Below are 9408 nucleotides of genomic sequence, written 5' to 3'. Positions count from 1 at the left end.
GGATCGTTGCTGTCTTGGTGCTGGTGGGCCTCTTTGCTGCCGACCGCTTCACGGTGGCCGGCATGGGCCAGGATTTCACCACCAACCTTGGCCTGAACTACGCCCGCACCATGCGGCTGGGGCTGATGATCGTCTCGCTGATCTCGGCTGTGGTTGTCACCACCGTGGGTGCCGTGCCGTTCCTCGGCCTGGTGGTCCCCAACATTGTTTCGCTGCTGTTCGGCGACAACCTCCGCCGGGCTGTTCCTTGGACGGCGCTCTTTGGAGCAGCGTTCGTGCTGGTGTGCGACATCATCGGCAGGACCATCCGGTTCCCCTACGAGGTTCCCGTGGGCATGGTCATGTCAGTTCTTGGCGCCATCCTTTTCCTTTTCCTGCTGTTGAGGAAACGCAATGCCTGAAACTTCCCTGACGCCAAGGCCCCTGAAGTCAGTTGCGCCCGTTTCCGCGGTGGCCCGCTGGCGCGACGCCATCCGAAGCACCCCGCCGGGACTGGTGATCGCCATTTTGGCGATTGCCGCCGTCGTGCTTGTTGCTGTTTTCCTGACGATCGACCTCAAGGGCAACATCGCTTACATCCTGCCGCGCCGCGTCATCAAGGTGTCCGCGATGCTCCTGGTGGCCGTGGCGGTGGGCGTCTCCACGCTGCTGTTCCAGACGGTGACTGCCAACCGGATCCTGACGCCGTCCATCATGGGCTTCGATTCGCTGTACATCCTGGTTCAGACTGCCCTGGCGTTCGTTGCCGGTGCCGCGACGCTGGCCACCGCGCCGTCCACGCTGAAGTTCGGCGTCGAAATCCTGCTGATGGTGGGGTTCAGTGCATTCCTGTACCGGTGGATGTTTACCGGAGCCACGCGATCCCTGCATCTGCTGTTGCTCGTGGGGATTGTTCTGGGGACGTTGTTCCGCGGTTTTTCATCGCTCCTGCAGCGGCTCATGGAACCGAGCGAATTCATCATCCTGCAGGACCTGTTCTTCGCCAGCTTCAACAATGTGGACCCGGGGCTGCTGGCGGTTTCCGCTGCGCTGATTGCCGGGGTGTGCGTTGGCGTGTGGCGCATGCGGCACACCTTGGACGTGCTGGCGCTGGGCCGTGAAGTGGCCATCAACGTCGGCGTGGACCACAAGCGTGTGGTGATGAGGGTGTTGCTTGCCTGCTCACTGCTCGTTGCGATTTCCACCGCCCTGGTGGGTCCCGTGACGTTCTTCGGGCTCCTGGTGGTCAGCCTCGGCTATCAGCTCTGCCGTGGCTTCCGGCACGCCTGGTTGCTGCCGATCGTGGTGCTGATTGGTGCCATTGCGTTGGTTGGCGGCCAGTTGCTGCTGGAGCGCGTGTTCGGCTTTGCCACTGCCCTAAGCGTCATCATCGAGTTCACCGGGGGCATCCTCTTCCTTTACCTGTTGCTGAAAGGCTCGCTGAAATGATTACCGTCCGGAACGTCACCAAGCGCTACGGCGGCACCACCGTGCTGGACGATGTGACCTGCGAGATTCCCCGCGGCGGCATCACGTCCATCATCGGCCCCAATGGTGCGGGCAAGTCGACGCTGCTCTCCCTGATCAGCCGGCTGCAGCCCATGGATGCCGGGGGAGTCTCAGTTGCCGGACTGGATGTCACGGCCACCCCCAGCATGGAACTGGCCAGGACCATGGCCATCCTCCGGCAGGAAAACCACCTGACAATGCGGCTTACCGTGCGCGATCTCGTGGCCTTCGGGCGCTTCCCGCACAGTGGTGGCCGGCCCACTGTTGAGGACCTTGAGTATGTGGACGAGGCCATCCGTCAGTTGGATCTGACGTCCATGGCGGACAAGTTCGTTGACGAGCTCTCCGGTGGTCAGCGGCAGCGTGCCTACATTGCGATGGTCCTGGCGCAGGACACTGAGTACCTGCTGCTGGATGAGCCGCTGAATAACCTGGACATGAAGCACTCCGTGGAGATGATGCGCCTGCTCCGGCGTTTGTCGGACGAGCTAGGGAAGACCATCGTGTTGGTGGTCCATGACATCAATTTCGCGTCCTGCTACTCGGACACCATCCTGGCCATGAAGAACGGCCGGCTCATCCATCAGGGAACGCCATCGGAGATCATGCGTGCGGGGATGCTGCACGACGTCTATGACATCGATATCCGCATCGAGGAAATCGACGGCAACCGCATCGGCGTGTACTTCGCCTGACGCTCCGGCATACAGGCCCGAAGGAATGTCAGCAACCTTACTTTCGAGGAAAAAGGCTGCTACTTTGGCAGCATCGCTGATGTGGATCGCCGGACCGGAGCGTGGCCCGGCAGCGGAAAACAGGAGGTATCTTCAGTGAACGACACCCCTCAGCACAATGAACTGCCTTTGGCTGACTACGATCACATTCCCAGTGGAACCTTGCCGTCCCGAATCTCGGGCCTGGATGAGGGCGGGATCGAGCAGCTCCTCAACTACGAGCACGCGCATGGGAACAGGCTCCCCGTCGTCCAGATCCTGGAGCACCGGCTCGAGGCTCTCAAGAACGGCGCTAAGCCCAGCGGGAGCACCTCGCCCAGCACGCCCGAGGTCAGCCGGACCAGCACGGGTTCGCCCGTCAGCCCGGCAACGTCCGGCCCGCCGATCAACCCTCCGTCCCAGGGTGTTCCCACCAACCCGGCCCAGCCGCGGTGATACCGGCTCTCCGGTGATGTGAGTTAAACGCCGACGTCGGCACCCAAGCCGGGTGCCGACGTCGTACTCTTTCTGCTTTCGCGGCTAACGTACTGCTGCGGTTTCCGCTTCCGACATCGCCTTCCATTCAGCCACGCGGGCCTGATGCAGGGGCGATTTACGGACTACTGCGTACGCGATGCCGAGGATGGCGAACCAGATGGGCGTCACCAGCAATGCGGTGAGGGTGTCCGGCTGCGTGGTCAACGCCCACACAAGGAAGGCGAAGAACGCGAAGACCACCCACACCATGGGAATGCCGCCGGGCATCTTGAACGGTGAGGCCGCGTGCTGCTCCGGGCGACGCTTGCGGTACACGAGGTAGCTGGCCAGGATGATGGACCAGACAAACATAAAGCAGACAGCGGACACGGTGGTCACCATGTCGAACGCCACGCCAACGTCCTTGCCCGCGTAGAGAAGCGCGACGCCGGCCAGCAGCAGGACGCAGGACAGGAACAGTGCGTTCTGGGGTACTTTGCGGCTGGAAAGGCGGCCGAAGAGCTTGGGGGCGTCGCCATCGTGGGCCAGGCCGTAGACCATGCGTGACGTGGAGTAGATGCCCGAGTTGGCCGATGACATGGCCGAGGTAAGCACCACGAGGTTGACCACGGTAGCTGCCATGCCGAGCCCGGCCAGCGAGAACATGGCGATGAAGGGGCTTTGGCCTGCTTTGAACTCGGTCCACGGGGTGACGGACATGAGGATGATGAGGGCGCCTACGTAGAACAGCATGACGCGCAGGGGAATGGCGTTGATGGCGCGGGGGAGGTTGTGCTCCGGGTTCTTGGTTTCGGCAGCGGCGGTGCCCACCAATTCGATGCCCACGAACGCGAAGACTGCGATCTGGAATCCGGCCACAAAGCCCATGAATTCCTTGGGGAAGAACCCGCCGTGGCTCCAGAGATTGGTGAAGCTCGCGGTGCCTGCGTTGGACTGGAAGCCGGTGAAGATCATCACCAGGCCCACCACGATCAGCGCCACGATGGCCACGATCTTGATGAGGGCGAACCAGAACTCGGTCTCACCGAAAGCCTTCACGGTGGGCAGGTTCAGGAGAAGCAGGATGATGATGGTGGCGATGCCCGGGATCCAGAGTTGGATTCCCGGCCAGAGCTCGTTGGCGTAGCCCGCGATCGCGATGACATCGGCGACGCCCGTGACCACCCAGCAGAACCAGTAGGTCCATCCGGTGAAGAATCCTGCCCAAGGGCCCAGGAGGTCGCCCGCGAAATCGCTGAAGGACTTGTAGTTCAGGTTGGACAGCAGCAGTTGACCCATGGCCCTCATGACGAAGAACAGCATGAAGCCGATGATCATGTACACAAAGATCACGGAAGGCCCGGCAACGGAGATGGTTTTGCCGGAGCCCATGAACAGGCCGGTTCCGATCGCGCCGCCGATGGCCAGGAGCTGAATGTGGCGGTTGCTGAGCGAGCGTGACAGGTGGGGCTCGCTGTCCCTGCTGGAGGCGCGGAGCTGCCCCTGTGTTGTCTGATCGGACATTAGTTCAAGAACCCTTCGAAGGACCCGCCACAATAGTGACGGCCGTTACAAATGTGTTCGATAAAGCTATAGCCAATGCCTGACAAATGGCGAATCGGTCTGCATGGCGAAAGCTCCCCTTGTGGAAAAGAGGAGCTTAGGCCGTGGTTTGGCGGTGTTCACTGTGCTGCGGCGGCTAGGCGATCTGACGCTTGTAGGCTGCCGTGGCAAAGGCGTAGGAAACAACAAGGATCCCAAGGCACCAGGCCAGGGCCACCCAAATGTCGCCGCCCACCGGGCGTTGCGCGAACAAATCCTGAATGGTGTTCACGATTGACGTCACGGGCTGGTTCTCGGCGAACCAGCGCACCGGGCCGGGCATGGTCTCCGTCGGGACAAAGGCCGAGCTGATGAAGGGCAGGAAGATCAGCGGGTAGGAGAAGCCTCCTGCGCCGTCCACCGATTTGGCTGAGAGACCGGCGATGATGGCGATCCACGTCAGTGCCAAGGTGAAGAGTGCCAGAATACCCGCGACCGCCAGCCAGTCCAGCACGTTGGCCGAGGTGCGGAAACCCATGAGGAGCGCCACCAGGACGATGATCACCAGTGAGAGCCCGTTGGCCACCAGCGATGTCAGCACGTGGGCCCACAGGACCGACGAACGTGCGATCGGCATGGACTGGAACCGCTCGAAGATGCCGCTCTGCATGTCCGTAAACAAGCGGACGGCCGTATAGGCGATGCCGGAAGCAATGGCGATCAGCATGATGCCCGGCAGCAGGTAGTTCACGTAGTTATCGGTATCGGTCCTGATGGCGCCGCCGAACACGTAAACGAACAGCAGCATCAGCGCGATCGGGGTGATCGCGGTGGTGATGATGGTGTCCACGCTCCGGAAGATGTGCCGCATGGAACGGCCCAGCAGGACCGATGTGTCGGCGAAGAAATGGGTGCTCATGACCTGTCCTTTACTGACTCGTTGCTGCCTGCTTGAACTCCGGCGCCTGTGCCTGTGCCCGTACCCACCAGCGACAGGAAGATGTCCTCCAGGCTTGGTTGCTTCTCGACGTATTCGATCTTTGCCGGCGGCAGCAGCTGCTTGAGTTCGGCGAGAGTGCCGTTTGCGATGATGCGTCCCTCATGGAGGATCGCGATCCGGTCCGCGAGCTGCTCGGCTTCGTCTAGGTACTGCGTGGTGAGCAGGACTGTGGTCCCCTGATGGGCGAGATTCTTGACGATCTGCCACACCTCAAGGCGCGCTTCGGGGTCGAGGCCGGTGGTTGGCTCATCCAGGAAGATCACCTTCGGATCACCGATCAGGCTCATGGCGATGTCCAAACGACGACGCATGCCGCCCGAGTACGTCGCCACCTTGCGGGACGCCGCCTCGGTGAGGCTGAACTGCGCCAGCAGGTCATCGGCTATTTCGCCCGGATTCTTCAAGTGCCTGAGTTTCGCTACCAGGATCAGGTTCTCCTTGCCGGAGAGGACTTCGTCCACTGCGGCGAACTGACCGGTGAGGCTGATGGACTGCCTCACCTGAAGCGACTCGGCGGCAACGTCAAAGCCCTCGACGGCGGCCGCACCGGCGTCCGCTTTCAGCAGCGTAGAGAGGATTTTCACCATAGTGGTCTTGCCCGCTCCGTTGGAGCCCAGCAGAGCAAAGATGCTGCCGGGGGCTACCTCGAAATCGACTCCGCGGAGTACATGGAGATCCTTATAGGACTTTTCGATGCCCTTTACTTGTATTGCCGCAGCAGTCATGATTCCGCTTCTTTCGCCTTGTCGATTGCCTTGTTCAGGCGCTCGCGTTCCTTGTCGATCCAGCGCTTGCCGCCGTACGCCTGGGCGAAGGTTTCGGCGAATTCGATCGGATCTTCGCCCACCATTTCGGACACCGGTGTGCCTTCAATAGCAGCCCTTTCCCACAGGTCTGCCAGGTCCGTGAACATCTGGACCATGGTGTCGCCGTCGGTGACGCCGCCGTAGTACATCAGGTAGCGGTTGAAGGCCGACGCTACGGTCCGATAGGGCTCAGGCAGTGCATCCATGCGGCCTTTGGCTTGCTTGTACTGCTTCTTCTGCTCGAGTGACCCGGTGACCAGTTCGATCCATTTTGCTGCCATGGTTACTTTCCTTCCTTGCGGAGCTCTTCAATCCGTCCGGACAAGAAGCTCCAGGTGTTCCAGAATTCGTTCAGTTCTTTTTGGCCCTGCGCATTGAGCGTGTAGACCTTGCGGGGCGGCCCTTTTTCGGAGGGACGCTTCTCAACGTCCACCAGCCCCTTTTGCTCGATCCTGACCAGCAGCGCGTACACGGTGCCTTCAGCGATCTCGGTGAATCCTTGCTCCCGGAGCAGCGTGGTGATTTCGTATCCGTACGCTGCCTTCCCGGTCAGAAGGGCTAGAACTATGCCCTCCAATGTGCCTTTGAGCATCTCTGTCATCTGCTTGCCCATCGGACAGCTCCCTCGCTACTCAGTATTACTAGCTACCACTACATAGTAGAACTAAGTACCGGTACTTAGCAATACTGAGTTCTGAAGATATTTTGCCAAGTGGCATGCTGGGGTAGTGACTACTCCATCCGGTACCGTGCCCGCCTTGTTCACCGCCGCCGTCGAGGGTGGAACCTTCACCCTCAGGCGCGCCCGCAGGGGCGACCTGCCGCGGATCCTCGCGTTGCTCGTGGACGATCAGCTGGGCGCCGTCCGCGAAAGTGCCGACGATTTAGCGCCGTACGAGCAGGCTTTTGAGGCGATCGACGCCGATCCGTCGCACCTTTTGGTGGTGGGCGAACTCGCCGGCGAGGTGGTGGCCACGTTCCAGCTCAGCTACCTTCCAGGGCTGTCCCGCAAGGGGTCCTGGCGTGCTCAGATCGAGGCGGTCCGGGTGGCTGATGTCCTCCGGGGCCAAGGTGTTGGGGCGCTGATGATCCAGTGGGCTGTTGACCAGGCGCGGGATCGGGGCTGTTCCCTGGTTCAGCTCACCACCGACAAATCCCGCGTAGCGGCGCATCGTTTCTACGAGCGTTTGGGGTTCGTCGCCAGCCATGAGGGCATGAAGCTGACGCTTTAGGGGCTGGCTCCTCACTGTTTTCCACATAGGGCGATTCCGCCCTTATGGGGCCCTGGGCCCGCTGGAAGGGTGGGGCTATGGAGAAGATTCAAGAGCGGCAAGGTGTTGGTGGTGGCTCACTTGAACCCGGAGTCGGCCATAAGGCCAGGGACTCCGCGATCGATGTTTCGGACCTTATCACCCTGCTGAAGGCCGTCCGGTTGGGGTCCTCCAGTGTTCAGTTGATTGATCAGCTACGCGATTTAGAGAGCCTGAAGTCCGCCGTTGCCGGCGTTCAGGCCCATGCCGCGGTGGCTTTCGACCTTGCGCAACGGCAAGAGCAGACACTCGCCGGTGTTCCAGCATCGGAGCAAGGGCAAGGTTCCGGAGTGCAGATCGCCCTGGCGCGCCGCGAGTCACCAAGCCGGGGCTCGCGCCTTCTGGGGTTGGCGAAAGCGTTGGTGAGGGAGATGCCGCGCACCATGGCCGCCTTGGAATCGGGCCAGCTCAACGAGTGGCGTGCCACGTTGCTCGTGAAGGAAACAGCTTGCCTCTCCCTGGAAGATCGGCGTGCCGTTGATGAGGAACTCGCGCCTGATGAAGGTACCTTTGAGGGCGTCGGTGACAAAACAATCATCGCCGCGGCCAAAGCCGCCGCCTATCGGCGCGATCCCCGCACCGTTTCCCAGCGCGCCAGCCGCGCTGCCACAGAGCGGACTGTCAGCCTGCGCCCCGCGCCGGACGCCATGACATACCTGACCGCCCTGCTTCCTGTTTCCCATGGCGTTGCCGTCTATGCCGCGCTTTCTCGAAAGGCAGACTCCGCGCGCGCCGGCGGAGACCCCCGGAATCGGGGCCAAGTTATGGCGGATGCCTTGGTGGAACGCGTCACCGGCAGGCGTGGCGGTATCAGCGGAGTCGATCTCGAGCTCATCATGACGGACCGCACGTTATTGCAGGGTGACAGTGAACCTGCCCGGTTGAAGGGCTACGGAATAGTCCCCGCTGAGTGGGCGAGGGCATTGGTCGGCGCCGGTGCGGTTCAAGCGGACAAGACCCCTGGGCAGGAGCCTTCCACCTCGGGCGGCGGCCCGGTGTCAACGCCGGATCCGGAGTTCACTGTATGGCTTCGCCGCCTCTACACAGCGCCTTCCACCGGGGATCTCATCACTATGGACTCCAAGGCGCGGCTCTTTCCCCCGAGATTGAGGCGTTTTATCGAGATCCGGGATGACGCCTGCCGCACTCCTTACTGTGATGCACCTATCAGGCATATCGATCACGTCGTGCCATGGCATTCGGGCGGCGCCACCACAGTGACCAATGGTGCAGGGCTCTGCGAAGCATGCAATCACGTCAAGGAAAATCCTGGCTGGGCGGCCCGTCAGGTGCCCGAGGATGTGCACACTTTGGAAGTCAGCACACCAACAGGGCATGCCTACCGATCATCGGCGCCGCCACTTCCTGGCCATCTTCGATCAACGGGTGCGCCGGTCGAGGCAGCTGGGGGTCTTTAGTCCCCGAGGTCAGGTTTGTTGACTCTTAGGTACCCTAACTATTAGGATACCTAAGTATGAGCACCTTTGATCCTCGGTTACTTGATCTCGCCCAGGAATTTCGTGAGTCATTGCGCCTCGGCGTCTACATGTTCCGCCGGCTCGATCCCGACGGTGACCTTACTGCCGCGCAACTGAGCCTGCTGTCCATGATTTCCGACGGCGGCCTCCGCGTGGGCGATATCGCCAGGAATCTGGGTATCAAGGTTCCCAGTGCTACGGAGCAGATCATCAAGCTCGAGCGCGCCGGCCTGATTACGCGCCAGCAGGATCCCGACGATTCCCGCGCGGTGCAGGTAGTCATTACTGAATCCGGGACGTCCGCGGTTAGCTCTGCCAATCAGCGGCGCAATGCCATGGTGGCCGAACTTCTGGCGGACCTCAGCAGCGAAGAAATTGAGCACCTCGCCGCAGCATTGCCGGTCATCGCCAAGCTCAACAGCTCATTCCAGAACTAAGAAAAGCCGCAGGACTAATAAGACCAGCACCGACAAGGAGCCATTGAATGTCACGCCAGTTGGCTGACGCTTCAGCAAGCGCCGAAACAACCATCGAAACCACGCTGGAGGCGGAGAAAGCCTCCTTCCTCAAGCAGCCCAAGGCGGTGTGGGCCAC

The 9408-nt window shown here is 61.3% G+C and carries 12 protein-coding genes; 7 read left to right on the top strand and 5 right to left on the bottom strand.

The features are described 5' to 3' along the window. The 4 genes from HP499_RS15995 to HP499_RS15980 form a co-directional block, all read left to right on the top strand. Positions 1 to 401: iron chelate uptake ABC transporter family permease subunit (locus tag HP499_RS15995; RefSeq protein ID WP_172325217.1), on the top strand; the 401-nt coding region annotated here is incomplete at its 5' end. Beyond that, positions 394 to 1428, top strand: a complete 1035-nt coding sequence (locus HP499_RS15990) for an iron chelate uptake ABC transporter family permease subunit (protein WP_216660064.1) — start codon at positions 394 to 396, stop codon at positions 1426 to 1428. The genes HP499_RS15995 and HP499_RS15990, both read left to right, overlap by 8 nt. Continuing rightward, a complete protein-coding gene (locus HP499_RS15985; RefSeq protein ID WP_172325216.1) occupies positions 1425 to 2183 on the top strand; it encodes an ABC transporter ATP-binding protein in 759 nt (252 codons plus the stop codon). The genes HP499_RS15990 and HP499_RS15985 overlap by 4 nt, the downstream gene beginning before the upstream one ends. A 135-nt stretch (positions 2184 to 2318) precedes the next feature. Next, positions 2319 to 2657, top strand: coding sequence for a hypothetical protein (locus HP499_RS15980; protein ID WP_172325215.1), 339 nt, complete (start codon positions 2319 to 2321; stop codon positions 2655 to 2657). Positions 2658 to 2741: 84 nt separating this feature from the next. Here HP499_RS15980 and cycA read toward each other — a convergent pair whose 3' ends face one another. From cycA to HP499_RS15955, 5 genes are all read right to left on the bottom strand, one after another. After that, positions 2742 to 4202 carry a D-serine/D-alanine/glycine transporter gene (gene cycA, locus HP499_RS15975; protein WP_172325214.1) on the bottom strand — a complete coding sequence of 487 codons (1461 nt, stop codon included), beginning with the start codon at positions 4200 to 4202 and terminating at the stop codon, positions 2742 to 2744. A gap of 175 nt (positions 4203 to 4377) precedes the next feature. Beyond that, positions 4378 to 5139, bottom strand: a complete 762-nt coding sequence (locus HP499_RS15970) for an ABC transporter permease (RefSeq protein ID WP_172325213.1) — start codon at positions 5137 to 5139, stop codon at positions 4378 to 4380. After that, positions 5136 to 5945 (bottom strand): ABC transporter ATP-binding protein, encoded by an 810-nt coding sequence (locus tag HP499_RS15965; RefSeq protein WP_172325212.1) that lies wholly within the window; start codon positions 5943 to 5945, stop codon positions 5136 to 5138. Before HP499_RS15965 ends, HP499_RS15970 begins: the two co-directional genes overlap by 4 nt. Beyond that, a complete protein-coding gene (locus tag HP499_RS15960; protein WP_172325211.1) occupies positions 5942 to 6307 on the bottom strand; it encodes a DUF1048 domain-containing protein in 366 nt (121 codons plus the stop codon). Before HP499_RS15960 ends, HP499_RS15965 begins: the two co-directional genes overlap by 4 nt. A gap of 2 nt (positions 6308 to 6309) precedes the next feature. Continuing rightward, a complete protein-coding gene (locus HP499_RS15955; RefSeq protein WP_026542986.1) occupies positions 6310 to 6639 on the bottom strand; it encodes a PadR family transcriptional regulator in 330 nt (109 codons plus the stop codon). A 115-nt stretch (positions 6640 to 6754) separates the two neighbouring features. On the opposite strand from HP499_RS15955, the gene HP499_RS15950 reads away from it, so the two are divergent. The 3 genes from HP499_RS15950 to HP499_RS15940 all read left to right on the top strand — a co-directional run bounded on the left by HP499_RS15950 (position 6755) and on the right by HP499_RS15940 (position 9251). Beyond that, complete coding sequence (locus tag HP499_RS15950; RefSeq protein ID WP_309138403.1) at positions 6755 to 7258, top strand: GNAT family N-acetyltransferase; 504 nt, start codon at positions 6755 to 6757, stop codon at positions 7256 to 7258. Between the two features lie 77 nt (positions 7259 to 7335). Continuing rightward, positions 7336 to 8754: an HNH endonuclease signature motif containing protein gene (locus HP499_RS15945; RefSeq protein ID WP_172325210.1), complete on the top strand. Its 1419-nt coding sequence runs from the start codon at positions 7336 to 7338 to the stop codon at positions 8752 to 8754. A gap of 56 nt (positions 8755 to 8810) precedes the next feature. Continuing rightward, the gene (locus HP499_RS15940) at positions 8811 to 9251 is read left to right on the top strand and encodes a MarR family winged helix-turn-helix transcriptional regulator (RefSeq protein WP_172325209.1); all 441 of its coding nucleotides are present in this window, start codon (positions 8811 to 8813) and stop codon (positions 9249 to 9251) included. The last annotated feature ends 157 nt before the right edge of the window (positions 9252 to 9408 follow it).

The organism is Paenarthrobacter sp. CM16, assembly GCF_013179505.1.
In the GTDB taxonomy this organism is placed as follows: Bacteria; Actinomycetota; Actinomycetes; order Actinomycetales; family Micrococcaceae; genus Arthrobacter.
The sequence above is the reverse complement of the archived record's forward strand: the minus strand, read 5'-3'. Positions and strand labels throughout refer to the sequence as shown.

Excerpts from the sequence above, each read along its gene's own strand:
- HP499_RS15990 (WP_216660064.1), top strand. The coding sequence starts at position 394 with ATGCCTGAAACTTCCCTGACGCCAAGGCCCCTGAAGTCAGTTGCGCCC.
- HP499_RS15985 (WP_172325216.1), top strand. The coding sequence starts at position 1,425 with ATGATTACCGTCCGGAACGTCACCAAGCGCTACGGCGGCACCACCGTG.
- cycA (WP_172325214.1), bottom strand. The coding sequence starts at position 4,202 with ATGTCCGATCAGACAACACAGGGGCAGCTCCGCGCCTCCAGCAGGGAC.
- HP499_RS15970 (WP_172325213.1), bottom strand. The coding sequence starts at position 5,139 with ATGAGCACCCATTTCTTCGCCGACACATCGGTCCTGCTGGGCCGTTCC.
- HP499_RS15965 (WP_172325212.1), bottom strand. The coding sequence starts at position 5,945 with ATGACTGCTGCGGCAATACAAGTAAAGGGCATCGAAAAGTCCTATAAG.
- HP499_RS15960 (WP_172325211.1), bottom strand. The coding sequence starts at position 6,307 with ATGGCAGCAAAATGGATCGAACTGGTCACCGGGTCACTCGAGCAGAAG.
- HP499_RS15955 (WP_026542986.1), bottom strand. The coding sequence starts at position 6,639 with ATGGGCAAGCAGATGACAGAGATGCTCAAAGGCACATTGGAGGGCATA.
- HP499_RS15945 (WP_172325210.1), top strand. The coding sequence starts at position 7,336 with ATGGAGAAGATTCAAGAGCGGCAAGGTGTTGGTGGTGGCTCACTTGAA.
- HP499_RS15940 (WP_172325209.1), top strand. The coding sequence starts at position 8,811 with ATGAGCACCTTTGATCCTCGGTTACTTGATCTCGCCCAGGAATTTCGT.